Source organism: Streptomyces megasporus, from assembly GCF_000718985.1.
Lineage (GTDB): Bacteria > Actinomycetota > Actinomycetes > Streptomycetales > Streptomycetaceae > Streptomyces > Streptomyces megasporus.
This window is the reverse complement of the sequence record NZ_JODL01000025.1, coordinates 54792-71034: the sequence shown is the minus strand read 5'-3', so window position 1 is coordinate 71034 and position 16243 is coordinate 54792. Positions and strand designations below refer to the sequence as shown.

The 16243-nt window shown below is 72.9% G+C and carries 18 protein-coding genes; 9 read left to right on the top strand and 9 right to left on the bottom strand.

Annotated elements, in window-relative coordinates; genetic code table 11:
• Positions 1-90 precede the first annotated feature (90 nt).
• From IF47_RS0120570 to IF47_RS0120560, 3 genes are all read right to left on the bottom strand, one after another.
• A complete protein-coding gene (locus IF47_RS0120570) occupies positions 91-1032 on the bottom strand; it encodes a M56 family metallopeptidase (protein WP_031510362.1) in 942 nt (313 codons plus the stop codon).
• A gap of 96 nt (positions 1033-1128) precedes the next feature.
• A complete protein-coding gene (locus IF47_RS0120565; protein WP_031510361.1) occupies positions 1129-1695 on the bottom strand; it encodes a DUF5134 domain-containing protein in 567 nt (188 codons plus the stop codon).
• Positions 1696-1822: 127 nt separating this feature from the next.
• Complete coding sequence (locus IF47_RS0120560; protein ID WP_031510360.1) at positions 1823-2215, bottom strand: VOC family protein; 393 nt, start codon at positions 2213-2215, stop codon at positions 1823-1825.
• Between the two features lie 65 nt (positions 2216-2280).
• Here IF47_RS0120560 and IF47_RS0120555 point away from each other — a divergent pair, with 65 nt between their 5' ends.
• The gene (locus tag IF47_RS0120555; protein WP_051717954.1) at positions 2281-2871 is read left to right on the top strand and encodes a GNAT family N-acetyltransferase; all 591 of its coding nucleotides are present in this window, start codon (positions 2281-2283) and stop codon (positions 2869-2871) included.
• Here the strand turns inward: IF47_RS0120555 and IF47_RS0120550 are convergent.
• Complete coding sequence (locus IF47_RS0120550) at positions 2855-3538, bottom strand: glycerophosphodiester phosphodiesterase (protein ID WP_031510357.1); 684 nt, start codon at positions 3536-3538, stop codon at positions 2855-2857. The genes IF47_RS0120555 and IF47_RS0120550 overlap by 17 nt on opposite strands.
• A gap of 342 nt (positions 3539-3880) precedes the next feature.
• On the opposite strand from IF47_RS0120550, the gene IF47_RS0120545 reads away from it, so the two are divergent.
• The 3 genes from IF47_RS0120545 to IF47_RS0120535 all read left to right on the top strand — a co-directional run bounded on the left by IF47_RS0120545 (position 3881) and on the right by IF47_RS0120535 (position 7232).
• Entirely contained in the window at positions 3881-5293 is a 1413-nt protein-coding gene (locus IF47_RS0120545; protein WP_031510356.1) for a DUF6421 family protein, read from the top strand.
• 65 nt (positions 5294-5358) lie between these two features.
• Complete coding sequence (locus tag IF47_RS0120540) at positions 5359-6138, top strand: SDR family NAD(P)-dependent oxidoreductase (protein WP_031510355.1); 780 nt, start codon at positions 5359-5361, stop codon at positions 6136-6138.
• Positions 6117-7232: a threonine aldolase family protein gene (locus IF47_RS0120535; RefSeq protein ID WP_051717952.1), complete on the top strand. Its 1116-nt coding sequence runs from the start codon at positions 6117-6119 to the stop codon at positions 7230-7232. The genes IF47_RS0120540 and IF47_RS0120535 overlap by 22 nt, the downstream gene beginning before the upstream one ends.
• 180 nt (positions 7233-7412) lie before the next feature.
• Here IF47_RS0120535 and IF47_RS0120530 read toward each other — a convergent pair whose 3' ends face one another.
• Together IF47_RS0120530 and IF47_RS0120525 are read right to left on the bottom strand one after the other, a co-directional pair.
• Positions 7413-8132, bottom strand: a complete 720-nt coding sequence (locus tag IF47_RS0120530; protein ID WP_031510353.1) for a lysophospholipid acyltransferase family protein — start codon at positions 8130-8132, stop codon at positions 7413-7415.
• A 160-nt stretch (positions 8133-8292) separates the two neighbouring features.
• A complete protein-coding gene (locus tag IF47_RS0120525) occupies positions 8293-8700 on the bottom strand; it encodes a DUF4395 domain-containing protein (RefSeq protein WP_031510352.1) in 408 nt (135 codons plus the stop codon).
• A gap of 146 nt (positions 8701-8846) precedes the next feature.
• On the opposite strand from IF47_RS0120525, the gene IF47_RS0120520 reads away from it, so the two are divergent.
• The 3 genes from IF47_RS0120520 (at position 8847) to IF47_RS0120510 (ending at position 11593) form a co-directional block, all read left to right on the top strand.
• On the top strand, positions 8847-9263 hold the full coding sequence (locus IF47_RS0120520; RefSeq protein ID WP_031510351.1) for a TlpA family protein disulfide reductase: 417 nt from the start codon (positions 8847-8849) through the stop codon (positions 9261-9263).
• Positions 9264-9789: 526 nt separating this feature from the next.
• Complete coding sequence (locus IF47_RS0120515) at positions 9790-10575, top strand: electron transfer flavoprotein subunit beta/FixA family protein (RefSeq protein WP_031510350.1); 786 nt, start codon at positions 9790-9792, stop codon at positions 10573-10575.
• Positions 10576-10630: 55 nt separating this feature from the next.
• Positions 10631-11593: an electron transfer flavoprotein subunit alpha/FixB family protein gene (locus tag IF47_RS0120510; RefSeq protein ID WP_031510349.1), complete on the top strand. Its 963-nt coding sequence runs from the start codon at positions 10631-10633 to the stop codon at positions 11591-11593.
• A 93-nt stretch (positions 11594-11686) separates the two neighbouring features.
• On the opposite strand, the gene IF47_RS0120505 is transcribed toward IF47_RS0120510, so the two are convergent.
• From IF47_RS0120505 to IF47_RS0120495, 3 genes are all read right to left on the bottom strand, one after another.
• The gene (locus IF47_RS0120505; protein ID WP_031510348.1) at positions 11687-12058 is read right to left on the bottom strand and encodes a MerR family transcriptional regulator; all 372 of its coding nucleotides are present in this window, start codon (positions 12056-12058) and stop codon (positions 11687-11689) included.
• A 26-nt stretch (positions 12059-12084) separates the two neighbouring features.
• Positions 12085-12885, bottom strand: coding sequence for an SDR family NAD(P)-dependent oxidoreductase (locus IF47_RS0120500; protein WP_051717961.1), 801 nt, complete (start codon positions 12883-12885; stop codon positions 12085-12087).
• Positions 12886-12954: 69 nt separating this feature from the next.
• Positions 12955-14013, bottom strand: coding sequence for a LacI family DNA-binding transcriptional regulator (locus tag IF47_RS0120495; RefSeq protein ID WP_031510346.1), 1059 nt, complete (start codon positions 14011-14013; stop codon positions 12955-12957).
• Positions 14014-14147: 134 nt separating this feature from the next.
• Between IF47_RS0120495 and IF47_RS0120490 the strand changes: the two genes are divergently transcribed.
• Both IF47_RS0120490 and IF47_RS0120485 read left to right on the top strand, forming a co-directional pair.
• Positions 14148-15089: an ROK family protein gene (locus IF47_RS0120490; RefSeq protein ID WP_031510345.1), complete on the top strand. Its 942-nt coding sequence runs from the start codon at positions 14148-14150 to the stop codon at positions 15087-15089.
• Between the two features lie 109 nt (positions 15090-15198).
• Positions 15199-16233, top strand: a complete 1035-nt coding sequence (locus tag IF47_RS0120485; RefSeq protein ID WP_031510343.1) for an NUDIX hydrolase — start codon at positions 15199-15201, stop codon at positions 16231-16233.
• Positions 16234-16243: the final 10 nt, after the last annotated feature.

Here is a 16243-nt window from a genome sequence, read left to right as displayed (position 1 = left end):
GGCCGACAAATCCCAAACAGGACAGTCGAGAACGTCGGTCAGCCCAAGAGTCAGACCCACCGGCAACGTCACCACGTCACATCCTCACTGTCAGCCCAGCGCCCTGAGCCCGGGGACGAAGGCCACGGCCAGGGGGACCAGCGGCATCATCGACGCCAGCGCGGTCAGCCGCAGCCGTCGGACGACCGACAGCCGGGCCGGGGCCGCCAACAATCGGTCGACCCGCTGCGGAACCTGCGCGTGGTGCGGCGCGTACGAGGCGAAGACGCCGCGCTCCTCGTTCAACCCGACCAGGGCCAGGGCCACCGCCAGGCGACCGCAGCGCCGCGACGCCGCGTCGTCGGCCGCCAACTCCACCAACCGGTGCACCTGGTCCCGGAAGGCACGGAAGACCGGCACCTGCGGGAAGCCCGCCGCGAGCGCGGACGAGCAGTGCAGCAGCCAGTCGTGACGGGCGCGCGAGTGCCCCTGCTCGTGGGCGAGGATCGCGTCGAGCTCCTGCCCCCCGAGCCGCCGCAGCGCCGCGGTGGTGACCACCAGTCGGGGAGTGCTGCCGGGCAGCCACCAGGCGTCCGGGCGCTCGCTCTCCAGGACCACCAGCCGCTCGCCGGAAGCGGGTTTCTCGCCCGGCAGCGTCGGGGCGCGGTCGAGGAGTTCGGCGCGCCGTCGACGACGCCGGGTCCGCGCGGCGCGGATCTCCCGGGTGAGCATCGCGGCGGTCCAGAGGCCGCCGCAGGCGAGCACCACCGCCACCACCGCGGGCCAGGACTCCCCGAACGCGCTCAGTCCGTACGCCTCGACGACCTGGCTGGGGGCGGGTGCGAAGACGTGCCCGCGCACGGCCTGCCAGGCGGCGGCCCCGGACAGGGCCATGGCCAGTACACAGCACAGCAGCACGGCGACCACCGCGCACTGCCACACCCACAACGCCAACACGGGCTCACGGTCCGGCCAGGAACCACGGGCCAGCACGCGCGGCGCCGTCGCCGCGATCAGTGCGCCCAGGACGATCAGTGCGAGCGCGACCATCATGGGTCACAGCCTATGAGCCCGCGGTCACCCGGTGTCCGGGCCGGACGGGGAAGTGACGCACGCCTCATGGAACGCGGACGCCGGCGCGCGCCGACGTCACATGGCGAGGAGCATCGCGAGCATTCCCAGGCCCATCGACAGGCGGCAGGCCACCGCCACCTCCGGGGCCCGCAGCAGGCCCCTCACGGTGCCACCACCGCCCGAGGCGCCGGCGGGGCAGCCCGCGCCCACCGGGGCCAGCCGGGTGCCCGTCCACAGCACGTACCCGACGAAGTAGACCAGCAGCGCCCCCGTCAGCGCGGACGCTCCGGCCGGGACGGCGTGGTGCCCGCCCGGCCCGCCCGGCGCCGCCATGACGAGCGCCATGTGGACCATGGCGAGGGCGCCGACGGCGTGGTGGAGGTGGTGTGTCGGGGCGTGCCGGACCAGCACCAGCTCGCGCACCGCCGCGGCGCTGAAGACCACGGCGAAGACCGGCGGCGGCAGCGGCTCCACCACCGACGCGGGCAGCGCCATCACGGCCATCCCGAACCCCATGAACGCCTCGCCCGCGTCCGTCCGCCGCTGCTCGGGCGTGCCGTCGCGCATCCGTAGCAGACAGTAAGCGCCCGCGCTCGCGCACAGGGCCACCAGCAGCCAGCCGACCAGTTCCGGTCCGTGCACCGCGCCTCCCCCGACCGACCGCCCCCGACCGGCTTTCCGCGGGAAGGATGCCCACCGACGCGCCCGTCCACGGGGGCGCGTGGAGGCACCGAGGAGCGCGACCGGGGTGCGAGGGTGCCGGGGGCGCTCAGATGCCGGGTCGGTGGCGCAGGGGGTGGTCCTCGGGGACCTCGACGAGGACGATCCGCACCCCGTCCGGATCGGCGATCCACATCTCCACCAGCCCCCACGGCTCCCGCTTCGGCTCCCGCAGCACCTCCACCCCGCGGGCGGCCAGCTCCCGGTGGGCCTCGGCGACGTCGGCGACCTGCAACCACAGCCGCAGACCGGGGGAGGGGGGTTCCTCGGAGCGACCGGAGACCTCCAGGAAACCGCCGCCGAGGAAGTAGACGGTTCCGCGCTCCGGCCCGGTGCCGAACTCCCGGTAGACGGCCAGGCCCAGCACGTCGCCGTAGAAGGCCCGGGAACGTTCCGGATCGGTGGGGCGCAGCAGCATCCGACTGCTCAGTACGTGCACCATGAGCGGAGCCTAACGTCGTCGGCCCGCCGGACAGGTGTGGCACGGGGCCGATTAGGCTCGGTGCCATGAACGTCCCGATCACCGTGAACGCCCAGGAGCCCGCGGACGTCCCCGCCGGGGACCTCCGCTTCCGGACCGCCGCCGAGGACGACGTCCCCGCACTGGTCGCCCTGGTGGAGTCGGCCTACCGGGGGGAGACCAGCCGGGCGGGCTGGACGACCGAGGCGGACCTGTTGGACGGGCAGCGCACGGACCCCGAGGGCGTCGCCGAGATCATCAGGACACCCGACAGCCTGATCCTCGTGGCCGAGCGGGACGGGAGGCCGGCCGCCTGCTGCCAACTGGAGCGCAGGACGGGCGAGGCGGGGGAGCCCGTCGCCTACTTCGGGATGTTCGCCGTCCGGCCCACCCTCCAGGGCGGGGGACTGGGCAAGGCCGTGCTGGCGGAGGCCGAGCGGCTGGTCCGGGTCGAGTGGGGCGCCCGGGAGATGCACATGACCGTGATCACCGCCCGGGACGACCTGATCGCCTGGTACGAGCGCCGCGGCTACGTCCGCACCGGGAAGAGGAGCCCCTTCCCGTACGGCGACGAGCGCTTCGGCATCCCGCGCCGCCCCGACCTGGAGTTCGAGCTGCTGGTCAAGCCGCTTCGCTGACCGCCCGGCGGACGGCGGGCAGGTCGGTGACCACCCCGTCCAGGCCCAGTTCGCGGACGCGGGCCACGTCCTGCTCGGTGTTGACCGTCCAGGAGATCACCCTGACGTCCGCCGCGTGACAGCGCCGGACGACCTCCTCGTCCAGTCGCCTCAGCTCACAGGAGACCATCCCGGCGCCCAGCTCCAGGGCGCGCTCGGGGGCGGTGGGAGTGGACCTGCCGGTGACCAGCGCGATGGGGATCTCCGGGAGCAGCTTGCGGGTCTCGCGCAGGGCCTCGTCGTGGAACGAGATCACGGTGACGCGGTCGTGGAGCCCGCGCCGTTCGATGGTCTCGGCGAGCACCCGGGCCGCGGCGCGGTCCTTGATCTCCGCCTGGAGTGGTGCGGAGACCGCGTCCACGACCTCCTCGAAGACCGGAATCCGCTCGCCCTGGCCCGCGTCCAGTTCGCGCAGCTCGGCCAGGGTCATCCCGGCCACCGGGCCGGACCCGTCGGTGGTGCGGTCCACGTCCGCGTCGTGCATCACCACCAGTGCGCCGTCCCGGCTCAGGTGGAGGTCCAGCTCGATGACGTCGAAGCCTTCGCGGTCGGCGCGGACGAAGGAGCGCAGGGTGTTCTCCGGCTCGACACCCATCACTCCGCGGTGCCCGACGGTGAGCAGTGACACGGCACGTTCTCGCTTTCCTGCGGCGCCGACGGCGGGACGGACGGTGTGCTACGGGCGGCAAGGTTAGCCGTGCGCGACCGCCGACGGCGTGCCGGGGTCGGTCGGTTCGGGATCGGGGCGAGGCCGGGGTGAGGCCGGGGTGAGGTCGGGGTGAGGCAGCCTCCTCGAAGGCTCGCTCTGTCCCACTTTCCGCAATCATGTCTTCTGTTTCAGACGCCAAAAACAGGAAAAACATCGGTGTTGACGAAAGGTTGCCGAAGGATTTCCTTGGTCTCGGGTTGATCAGGGAAGTCTCCGCAGCTACGGTGCTGTGGCAAGAGTTTCTCCTGTGAAGGGGTAGTGATGACGGAAATCCTTTCGCCCGCAGCGACGGCGGGTGGTGCTCTGCCCGCCGGCGATCGATCTGCCGACCGCGTCGTGGACCACCCGGCCTGGGCGGTGCTCAAGGAGGCCGTCGAGGCCATTCGGCCGGCCCAGTCCAAGGACGGCTCCATCGACTTCGACGCCGAGGGCGCCCCCTCCCGGTCCCAGGTCGAGCGACACCTCGACCGCGTCGTGGCCGCCGTCGAGGAACTCGCCCCGCTGCTGCCGCACAACGAGGAGTACCACCGCGCGCTGGTGGCCGACCTGCGCCGCTGGGCCGAGAGCGGGTTCGCGGTCCCCGACTTCCTGGACTCCCTGATGGCCTTCCAGCCCGCCTCCCGGCGCGTCGACGGCCTCCAGCATCTCGTCGTCTTCCCCATGTACACGCAGAACGGCAACCCCGACCGCAACCTGGAGGCCGTCGTCCTGCGCGTGGTCTGGCCGGAGTGGCTGGCCGGACTGGAACGCACCCGTTACGACAACCCGCTCTTCCTCGGCATCACCTTCGAGGACTTCACCAGCGGCTACGACACCCACTCCGCCGTCCTCTTCCCCGAGACCGTCGCCGTGCGCGAGGCACCCGAGCGGTTCACCTGGGGCGGCATCTTCTGCGACCGCGAGGCCGCCCGCTTCCGCCGCGTCATCGACGCCGCCTGCGAGGTCACCAAGCTGGAACTGCCCGAGGAGGCCCGCGGCCTGCTGACCGACCAGCACCGCGCCCAGCAGACCTTCGTGCTGTGGGACATGGTCCACGACCGCACCCACAGCCACGGCGACCTGCCCTTCGACCCGTTCATGATCAAGCAGCGCCAGCCGTTCTGGATGTACGGCATCGAGGAGCTCCGCTGCGACCTCACCGCCTTCCACGAGGCCGTGAAGCTGGAGGCGGACGGCTACCCCCAAGGCCGCGACGTGCAGTACGCCGTCCTCCTGGAGCGCCTGTTCCGCTTCCCCGTCACCGGTGAGCGCAACCGCAACTACGACGGGCTGGGCGGCCAACTGCTCTTCGCCTACCTCCACAAGCACGATGCCCTGCGCTGGACGGACAACAAGCTCTCCATCGACTGGCAGCGGGCCCGCGAGGTGACCGCGCGCCTGCGCGAGGAGATCGAGACCCTCTATCGGGAGGGCATCGACCGTCCGAAGCTGGTCCACTGGTTCAAGGCGTACGAACTGGTGTCGACCTACCTCGCCCCCCACCCCGGCTCGACCTGGGCCAAGGGCCCCGACGCCCTGGACCTCGATCTCCCGCCGCGGAAACTGGTGGACGAGGTGCTCCCGGACGAGTTCCCGCTGAGCATGTTCTACGAGGCCCTCGCCAAGAAGCTGCGGAACGTGATCGCCTCGACGAAGGGCATCACCGCCGAGTCCGTCACCCCGGTAGCGGCGTGAGCACCGAGGTCACGGGGAACACCGGAACCGCCGGGACCGTCGAGAACACCAGAGGGGCGACCACCATGACCAGCAGTTTCACAGGCGGCAACGGAAACGGAGGCCCCCTGGAGGGAGCCGTCGTCGCCGTGGCCGGCGCGGCGGGCACGGCCGGACAGGCCGCGCTGCTGCGCCTGGCCGAGAGGGGAGCCACGGTCGTGGCCGCCGACTACGACGCCGAGCGGCTGGCCGCCGCCGTGGACAGGGCCCGCTTCGCGCACGGCGGCGCCACCGTCACCGGCGACATCATCGACCTGCTCGACCCGGACGCCACCCGCGAGTGGGCCACCCGCACCGAGAAGGAGTACGGGCGGATCGACGGACTGGTGCACCTGGTGGGCGGCTGGCGCGGCTCGGCGGCCTTCGCCGAGACCGACCTCTCCCACTGGGACCTGCTGGAGAAGCTGCTGGTCCGCACCGTCCAGCACACCTCCCTGGCCTTCGAGGGCGCGCTGCGCCGCAGCGGCAAGGGCCGCTACGTGCTGGTCAGCGCCGCCGGCGCCACCAAGCCCACCGCGGGCAACGCCGCCTACGCCGCGGCCAAGGCCGCGGCCGAGGCCTGGACCCTGGCGCTGGCCGACTCCTTCCGCAAGGCCGGCAAGGGGTCGGACGCCGGGCCGCCGGCCGCGGCTGCCATCCTGGTGGTCAAGGCGCTGGTCGACGACGCGATGCGCGCCGAGCGCCCGAACGCCAAGTTCGCGGGCTTCACCGACGTCAGGGAGCTGGCCGAGGCCATCACCGACGTCTGGGACAAGCCCGCCGAGGAAGTGAACGGACACCGCCTGTGGCTGACCCCGCAACCGTAGAGGACCACCCGACCGAGACGCCGACGGCACCCCCGGCGACGGACGCCCGGCGTCGCCACGACCCCGGGGTGCGCGGCTTCGCCAGCGACAACTACGCGGGCGCGCACCCGGAGATCCTGGCGGCGCTCGCCCTCGCCAACGGCGGCCACCAGACCGCCTACGGGGGCGACGAGTACACCGCCCACCTCCAGGAGGTCTTCCGCGCGCACCTCGGGCCCGAGGCGGAGGTCTTCCCGGTCTTCAACGGCACCGGCGCCAACGTCGTCGCCCTCCAGGCGCTCACCGACCGCTGGGGGGCGGTGATCTGCGCCGACAGCGCCCACGTCAACGTGGACGAGTGCGGTGCGCCCGAGCGCGTCGGCGGGTTGAAGCTGCTCACCGTGCCCGCCGAACACGGCAAGCTGACCACCGAGTCGATCGAGCGGGAGGCGTACGGCTGGGACGACGAGCACCGGGCGATGCCGCAGGTGGTCTCCATCACCCAGAACACCGAACTGGGCACCGTCTACACCCCGGAGGAGATCCGAGCGATCTGCGAGCACGCCCACGAGCGCGGCATGAAGGTCCACCTCGACGGCGCCCGCATCGCCAACGCCGCCGCCTCGCTCGGGGTGCCCATGCGGGAGTTCACCACGGACGCGGGCGTGGACGTGCTGTCCTTCGGCGGCACCAAGAACGGCATGCTCTTCGGCGAGGCCGTCGTGGTGCTGAACCCCGGCGCGGTGCGCGCCATGAAGCACCTGCGCAAGCTGTCGATGCAGCTCGCCTCCAAGATGCGGTTCGTCTCGGCGCAGTTCGAGGCGCTCCTCGCCGGCGACCTGTGGCTGCGCAGCGCCTCCCACGCCAACGCCATGGCGCGGCGGCTGGCCGAGGGCGTGCGCACCGTGGACGGCGTGGAGATCCTCCACCCCGTCCAGGCCAACGCCGTCTTCGCCCGGCTCCCGCACGACGTGAGCGAGCGGCTGCGCAAGCGCTACCGCTTCTACTTCTGGGACGAGGCGGCCGGCGACGTGCGCTGGATGTGCTCCTTCGACACCACCGAGGAGGACGTGGACGGTTTCGTCGCCGCTCTGCGGGAGGAGATGGCCCGATAGGCCCCCCGGGGGGCGGAGCGTGACGCGGTGGGGCGCGGCGGTGGGAAAGACCGTCCGCCCCGGCCGGCCCGCCGGGGCGGACGACGTTCCGGCGCGCTACGCCGCCCCGCGGCGGGCCGCCGACCGTTCAGGCCTCGGCCGGTCGGCGGCCCGCCGGGGTGTGAGCGTGCGGACGGACCGTCACCGCGCTCCGACCTCGGCCGGGGCAGGGGCGGTGCCGCCCAGGTGGGCGGGCATCCACCAGGTGTCGTCCGCTCCCTTGGGACGCACCGGGTACGCCCGCTGTGCCGCCTCCAACAACTCCTGGATGCGCTCGCGCAGCCGCTCGGTCACGTGGGCCACCGACTCGCCCGCGGCGGCCAGGATCGGCTCGCCCACCCGGATGGTGATCGGGAAGTGGTTGCGGCCGAAGTCCCGCTTGTGCCCCTTGGTCCACAGCCGCTGCGTGCCCCACAGCGCGACGGGCAGCAGCGGGACCCCCGCCTCCTGCGCCATCCGGGCCGCGCCCGTCTTGAACTTCTTCAGGGTGAACGACTGGGAGATCGTCGCCTCGGGGAAGATGCCGACGATCTCGCCGGACCGCAGGGAGTTCAGCGCGTGGCGGTAGGCGTGCTCCCCCTGGGAGCGATCCACCGGGATGTGCTTCATGGCGCGCATCAGCGGACCGGACACCTTGTGCCGGAAGACCGACTCCTTCGCCATGAAGCGCACCAGCCGCTTGGCGGGCCGGGCGGCCAGACCGGCGAAGACGAAGTCCAGGTAGCCGATGTGATTGCTGGCCAGCACGGCGCCGCCGCGCCGCGGGATGTGCTCGGTGCCCTCGATGTCGAAGCGGAGGTCGAGCGCCTTGAAGAAGGTGCGGGCGGCGCCGATGACGGGTGGGTAGACGAGTTCTGCCATATCGGGAGGACCCTTCTGGAAGTGATGCCCGGGGAGGGTTCTCCCGGCCGGTGTACCCGAACCTACGCTGGCGTAACTTCCCTGACCAGTACCGGGGGTGGGAGATTCTCGTCACGTCGTGGATCATGTCGGGGACCGGCCGGTCCGGTGACCCGCCGTCTCATCCCGCGGCCCGGCGCAGCAGCAGGTACATCTCGCAGCCCAGGCAGTATCCGAAGGCGGAGTTGAGGAAGGCCGCCGCGAGCGCGCAGGCGGTCGCCGCCGTGCCCAGCCACGATGGCCCCACGCCGTACCCCACCAGACCCACGAGCGCGAAGACCAGTCCGACGCCCTGCGCGAACCGGAGCGGCGCCGCGTCCTCGAACTCCTTCGGGGGGCCGAGTCGGGGCCGGAGCAGGAAGCGGAAGAGCAGCCCGTACGGCGAGTGCCGCACCCCCAGGGCCGCTCCGACGGCGAACACCAGCGTCTGCGCGGCCAGCAACCAGAGGCTCTCGGTGATCAGCACGGCGGCCAGGACCACGGTGGTCACGGCCGCCCCGAACCTCGGTGCTCGTATGTCCGTGTTCATGGCCCTCAGCATTCCCCACCGCGCGACCGGAAGCGGGCCGGACGCGGGAATCGGCGGGACGGTCGCGGACGCTGTGGGAGACGATGCCGAAGGCCGCCCGCACATCGCGGGGCGAGGGCGGAACGGGCGACTCGGACGGGGGCGGGATGACGGGACTGGTCGTGTGCCTGGCGGTGCTGGCGTTGGCCGGCGCCTTCGGCGCGTTGTGGAAACGGCGGGACGGAAGGATGACGGTGCGCGGACGGGACGAGGACAGGCGACTGACCGCCGAGGCGATCGGGGCCGAGGAGTTGGGCGAGCGGGCCACGCTGGTGCAGTTCTCCAGCGCCTTCTGTCAGCCCTGTCGGGCCACGCGGCGGATCCTCGCGGAGGTCTCCGGGATGGTCGAGGGCGTCGCCCACGTGGAGATCGACGCCGAGGCCCGGCTGGACCTGGTGCGGGAGTTGGGCGTCATGCGGACCCCCACCGTCCTGGTGCTCGACGCCCGGGGGCGGATCGTCCGGCGCGCCTCCGGCCAACCGCGCAAGGTCGACGTCATCGCCGCGCTCGGCGAGGCCGTGTGATGCGGACACGGGCGGTCGGGAACGGAGCCGGCGCCACGTGACGCACGACACGGGTGACGCTGGTCCCATTCGCCGGAACCGTGCTTGACGGAGATCGTTCGCGGTCGACAGGGTGACACGGTGTGGTCAGGGGGTCTCAGATGAGCGCGACGGGCGGGCGATCGGCGGTGAGCGCCGTGGCGGGTCCCGCACCGGGTGCCGTGCGGGCCGACTCCGCGCCGCCGCGCGCCGTCGGGTGGCGACACGCCGCCGGGGTCGCCGTGGTCACCGCGTACGGCCGTGACCGTCCCGGAGGCTCCGCCGGGGCGGGCGCTTCAACGTTCCGGGCGAAGGCACGGTGCCCCCGTGAGTCGTTGGCAACGTCACAGTTCCCCGCCCTTGAAGGCGGGGAAGGCGGTGGTTGTACTGACGAGTAATATCTTGGATGGAGAGCCGGCCCCACCGGACCGGAATCCGCCCGATCAGGCGCCTATGCTGCCTGTAGGACAAGGCAGCCAGTAATGACGACGCAAGTAGGAGAGCCGGCGTGAGCTTGAGGATCGTTGTCTGTGTGAAGTACGTGCCCGACGCCACCGGCGACCGGCACTTCGCCGACGACCTGACCGTCGACCGCGACGACGTGGACGGTCTGCTGTCGGAGCTGGACGAGTACGCCGTCGAGCAGGCGCTGCAGATCGCCGAGAACGCCGACGACGCGGAGGTCACCATCCTGACCGTCGGCCCGGAGGACGCCCGCGACGCCCTGCGCAAGGCGCTGTCGATGGGCGCCGACAAGGCCGTCCACGTTGAGGACGACGATCTGCACGGCACCGACGTCATCGGCACCTCCCTGGTGCTGGCCAAGGCGATCGAGAAGACCGGCTACGACCTGGTCGTCTGCGGCATGGCCTCCACCGACGGCAGCATGGGCGTGCTGCCCGCCCTGCTGGCCGAGCGGCTGGGCGTGCCGCAGGTGACGCTGCTGTCCGAGGTGTCGGTGGAGGACGGCACGGTGACCGGCCGCCGCGACGGCGACGCCGCGACGGAGCACCTGCAGGCCTCCCTGCCCGCCGTGATCTCCGTGACCGACCAGTCGGGCGAGGCGCGCTACCCGTCCTTCAAGGGCATCATGGCCGCCAAGAAGAAGCCGGTCACCTCCCTGGACCTGGACGACCTGGACATCGACGCGGACGAGGTCGGCCTGACGGGCTCCTGGACCGCGGTCGACGAGGCCACGGAGCGTCCGGCCCGCACCGCCGGCACGATCGTCACCGACGAGGGCGAGGGCGCCAAGCAGCTCGCCGAGTTCCTCGCGGGCCAGAAGTTCATCTGATCCCGCCCCGCACCCCTTCGACCGCCCTCGCACTCTTCGCAGGAGAACGACTCCCATGGCTGAAGTCCTTGTCTACGTCGACCACGTGGACGGCGCCGTCCGCAAGCCGACCCTGGAGCTGCTGACCCTGGCCCGTCGCATCGGCGACCCGGTCGCCGTGCACCTGGGCGCCGGCGCCGACACCGCCGCCGCCACGCTGGCCGAGTACGGCGCGGCGCGAGTGCTCACCGCCGACGCCCCCGAGTTCGCCGACTACCTCGTGGCACCGAAGGTGGACGCCCTCCAGGCCGCCTACGACGCGGTGTCCCCGGCCGCCGTCCTGCTCCCCTCCTCCGCGGAGGGCAAGGAGATCGCGGCCCGCCTGGCGCTCCGCATCGGCGCGGGGCTGATCACCGACGCCGTCGACCTGGAGGCCGGCGACTCCGGTCCGGTGGCGACCCAGTCGGTCTTCGCCGCCTCCTTCACCACCCGCTCCCGCGTCACCAAGGGCACCCCGGTCATCACCGTCAAGCCCAACTCCGCCGCCCCGGAGGCCGCGCAGGCCGCAGGGTCGGTCGAGCAGTTGTCGGTGACCTTCGGCGAGACCTCCACCGGCACCAAGGTCGTCTCCCGCACCCCGCGCGAGTCGACCGGCCGCCCGGAGCTGACCGAGGCCGCGATCGTGGTCTCCGGTGGGCGCGGCGTCAACGGCGCCGAGAACTTCTCGGTCATCGAGAACCTGGCCGACGCGCTCGGCGCGGCCGTCGGCGCCTCGCGCGCCGCGGTGGACGCCGGCTGGTACCCGCACACCCACCAGGTCGGTCAGACCGGCAAGACCGTCTCGCCGCAGTTGTACATCGCGGCGGGCATCTCCGGCGCCATCCAGCACCGCGCCGGCATGCAGACCTCGAAGACCATCGTGGCCGTCAACAAGGACGCCGAGGCCCCGATCTTCGAGCTGGTCGACTACGGCGTGGTCGGCGACCTGTTCCAGGTGCTCCCCCAGCTCACCGAGGAGATCAAGGCCCGCAAGGGCTGAGCCTTCGCGGACGAGGCACGACAACGGACCGGGGCCGCGCGGATCGAACCGTCGATCGCGCGGCCCCGGCCGTCTCCGGCGACGCTCCCGGGCTCAGGCCACCGGACGCATCCGACCCCCGGTCGCCCGCCGCAGCGCCTCCGCCAACCGGTCCCGGACGGCGCTCTGGGCGGCGATCCGCTCGTCGAGCACGGCGAGCCGCTCCAGCACGACCTCCAAGCCCTTCCCGGAGGGCGGCGCCGCGGCCACGTCCCCGTCCAGGCACGGCATGAACACCCGCACGTCGTCCAGGGTGAGTCCGACGTCCAGCAGGTAGCGGATGTTGCGCACGCGCACCACCGCCCGCTCGTCGTAGACCCGGTAGCCGTTGGGAGCCCGCTGCGCGGAGAGCAGCCCCGCCTGTTCGTAGTGCCGCAGCGCGCGGGGCGTCGTCCCGGTGGCCCTCGCTAACTCGCCGATGCGCATCCTTCCCACCTCCAGGCGCACCACTGTCATGCCACGCCCGCCCCGCCGTCCACCGGAAGCACCACGCCGGTGACGAAGGACGCCTCCGGGGCGGCGAGCCGGGCGATCGCCCAGGCCACCTCCTCCGGCCGGCCGATCCGGCCCAGCGGGGTGCGCGCCAACTGCCAGGCCCGCACCTCGGCTCGCTGCTGTGGTGTCAGCCCTCGGTGTTCGCCGATCGGGGTGTCGACCGCGCCGGGCGCGACCGCGACGACCCGGACCCCACGGGGCGCCAACTCGACGGCCCAACTGCGGGTCAGCGAATCCAACGCGGCCTTGGCCGCCGCGTAGAGGGAGTTGTCGGGCCAGGCCCGCTGTCCCACGGCCGTGCCGACGTTGACGATCACCCCGCCGCCCGCGGCCTCCAAGGCGGGCAGCGCGGCTCGGGCCAGCAGGATCGGCGCGACCAGGTCGGTGGCGAGCAGGGTGTCGACCACCCGCCGGGCAAGGGTGTCGAGGGAGCCGCCGAGCACGATGCCGGCGTTGTTGACCAGGACGTCCAGCCGTCCGTGGGAGTCCAGCACCGAGCGGACGATGCGCTCGGGCGCGTCCTCCGCGGTGATGTCGGCGGGCAGCGGGGTGATGCCGGGCCGGCCGTCGGCCGTCTCCGCCAGCGGCCCCGGGCGCCGTCCCACCGCGACCACGCGCGCCCCCTCGTCCGCGAACGCGCGGGCGGTGGCCCGCCCGATGCCCGTGCCGGCCCCGGTGACGAGGACGGTCCTGCGGCTGTGACTGTGACTGCGGCTGTGACTGCGGCTGTGACTGTGACGTGTGGTGTCGGTGTCCATGACGGTCATCGTCCGACCTTGACGCCGACGGCAGGGTCAAGCGGCGCGGCGGTCGGTCGGTGCCGGCCGTCAGGGGTGGCTCGGCGGGATCTCCCCCGAGCCACGGGGGACCAGCCGGGTGGGGAGCTCCACGCGGCGGGGCGCGTCGTCGGCGCCCTCCAGCCGTCGGAAGAGCAACTCGGCCGCCTTGCGGCCCAGCAGGGCGGGTTCCTGGGCGATGACGGTGACGGGCGGGGTCAGCAGATCGGCCAGCTCGAAGTCGTCGAACCCCACCAGCGCCACGCGCCCCTCCCGCACGGCCGGCACCCGCACCACGGTGACGGTCACCCGGTTGTTGCCCGTCAGCAGCGCGGTGACCGGCCCCGCCGCCCCCGGCCCCGCCACCATGCGTTCGGCGTCGGCGCGCACGCGCCCGGGGTCGGTCGGGCCGAGCGCGACCCAGGACTCGTCCACCGGCAGGCCGGCCTCGGCCATCGCGGCACGGTAGCCGCGCAGACGCTCGGCGGCGGTGTGGATGCGCGGCAGGTCGCCGATGAAGCCGATCCTGCGGTGGCCGTGGGCGATGAGGTGGGCGACTCCCTCGCGCGCCCCCTCGAAACTCCGGGAGAGCACCGCGTCGGCCTCCATGCGCGCGGCCGGACGGTCCACGAAGACGGTGGCGACGCCGGCGGCGATCTCCGGCTCCAGATAGCGGTGGTCGTCACCGGCGGGGATGATGACCAGGCCGTCCACGCGCCGGGCGCACAGGGCGAGCACCAGCTCCCGCTCGCGCTCCCCGTCCTCGGCGCTGGAACCGTTGATCAGCAGGGCTCCGTGCGCCCGCGCGACCTCCTCGACGGCGCGGCTGAGCGGGGCGTAGAAGGGGTCGGCGAGGTCCTCCAGGACCAGCCCGATGCTGGAGGTGCGGCCCTTGCGCAGGATGCGGGCGCTGTCGTTCCGACGGAAGCCCAACGCGGTGATGGCCTCCTGCACGCGGCGCTCGGTGTCGGGAGTGACACCGGGTTCGCCGTTGACGACCCGGGAGACGGTCTTGAGGCCGACCCCGGCTCGAGCGGCCACGTCCTTCATGGTCGGGCGCAGTCCGTAGCGGCGTCGAGCGGGGCGGGTGGGGCGGGCGGTGTCGGCCACTGCGGTCCTGTTCTGTCGTCGACGGTGACGCCTGTGTGCACGGACGACGAGAAGCATAGAGGCGGCGACGCGGGGCGCGGTGCCGAACGGAGAGGGTGGACAACGTTGTCAGAATGGGGTGAGACTCTCCGTTCATGGACCAGGACCTTCTCGCCGCCCTCGACATCGGCGGCACCAAGATCGCGGGCGCGCTGGTGGACGGCGACGGCAGGCTGCTGCTGCGCGCCCAGCGGCCCACCCCGTCCAGGGAACCGGGCGACAGGGTGATGCGGGCGGTGACCGAGGTGCTCGACGAACTCCGGAGCGCGGCCGAGTGGCGCCGCGTGGCGGCCGTGGGCATCGGCAGCGCCGGTCCGGTGGACGGTCGGCGGGGCACCGTGAGTCCGGTCAACATCCCCGGCTGGCGGGACTACCCACTGGTCGCCGGGGTGCGCGAGAGCGTCGGGGGAATGCCCGTGAACCTGGTCGGCGACGGTGTGGCGATGACCGCCGCCGAGCACTGGCAGGGCGCGGCGCGCGGCCGGGACAACGCCCTGTGCATGGTCGTCTCCACCGGAGTGGGGGGAGGGTTGGTCCTCGGTGGACGACTGCACCCCGGACCGACCGGCAACGCCGGGCACATCGGCCACATCAGCGTGGACCTCGACGGCGACCCGTGCCCGTGCGGTGCGCGCGGCTGTGTGGAGGGCATCGCCAGCGGGCCCAACATCGCCCGCCGGGCGTTGGCCGACGGTTGGCGGCCCGGCCCGGACGGCGACGCGGGCGCCGCCGCGGTCGCCGCCGCCGCGCGGGCGGGCGATCCGGTGGCGGTGGCCTCCTTCGAGCGCGCCGCGCGGGCACTGGCGGCCTCGATCGCCGCGACCGCGAGTCTGGTCGAGATCGAGATCGCGGTGATCGGCGGGGGAGTGGCCCAGGCGGGAGAGGTGCTGTTCGCGCCGCTGCGTCGGACTCTGGAGGAGTACGCCACGCTCTCCTTCGTGCGGGGGCTGGAGATCGTTCCCGCCGGCATGGGGACGGACGCGGGTCTCGTCGGGGCCGCGGCGGCCTGTCGGGAGGCGTTGGGACGTCCCCTGTGAGAATGTCCCGTGACGGTGCCCCGTGGCCGCGCCGCGCCGGGGAAGGCCGCGCGTTTCCGGGGCGGGGTGGAGCGGGCAGGGAACCGGGGACGACGGAATAGGGGGACCCGTGATCGTCTGGCTGAACGGCGCCTTCGGCGTGGGCAAGACCACTGCGGCCCGTGAACTGGTCGAGTTGCTTCCCGACAGCATCCTCTTCGATCCCGGGCGGATCGGCGACGAACTGCGGGCGATCCTTCCGCGGAAACGCCTGGACGAGGTGCCGGACTACCGGGATCTGCCCGCGTGGCGGCGGCTCGTGGTGGAGACGGCGACCGCCCTCCACGGGGAGGTGGGCGGCACCCTGGTGACTCCGATGACGCTGTTGCGGCAGGAGTACCGCGACGAGATATTCGGGGGCCTGGCGGCTCGCCGCATTCCCGTGCGACATGTGCTGTTGGACGTTGAGGAAACGATCCTTCGCGAGCGCGTCGACCGGCGGGGGGAGCCGCCCGGCGGGAGCGAGGACGACGCGGTCCGCGCCCGGTGCCTGGAACACCTCCCGGAGTACCGGAGGGCACTGTCCTGGCTGACGTCCGACGCCCACACCATCGACACCTCCTTCCTCACCCCCCGGCAGACCGCCGAACGGGTGGCGGAGGCGGTGCGCGCCGGGGCCGGGGCCTGCGACATCGTGCAGACCCCCGAACCGACCGCGGAGACCGTGGCGGCGGGCGTCCTCCTGTTCGACGAGGAGGACCGGGTGCTGCTGGTGGACCCGACCTACAAACCGGGCTGGGAGTTCCCCGGCGGGATCGTCGAGCCCGGCGAGCCGCCGACCCGCGCCGGAGTGCGCGAGGTGGCGGAGGAACTGGGGCTGCGGCTGGACACCGCGCCGCGCCTGCTCGTCGTCGACTGGGAGGCCCCCAGGCCGCCCGGTCACGGCGGCCTGCGGCTCCTCTTCGACGGCGGTCTGCTGACCGCGGCCGCCGCCCGCGACATGCTGCTGCCCGGCGCGGAACTGCGCGGCTGGCGCTTCGTGACCGAGGAGGAGGCCGCTGGCCTGCTGCCCGCGGTGCGGATGGAGCGCCTGCGCTGGGCGCTGCGGGCACGCGAGTGGGGCACCACGCTCAATCTCGAGGCGGGTGTCCCGGTGGGCACCTGAAGCCCCCGCC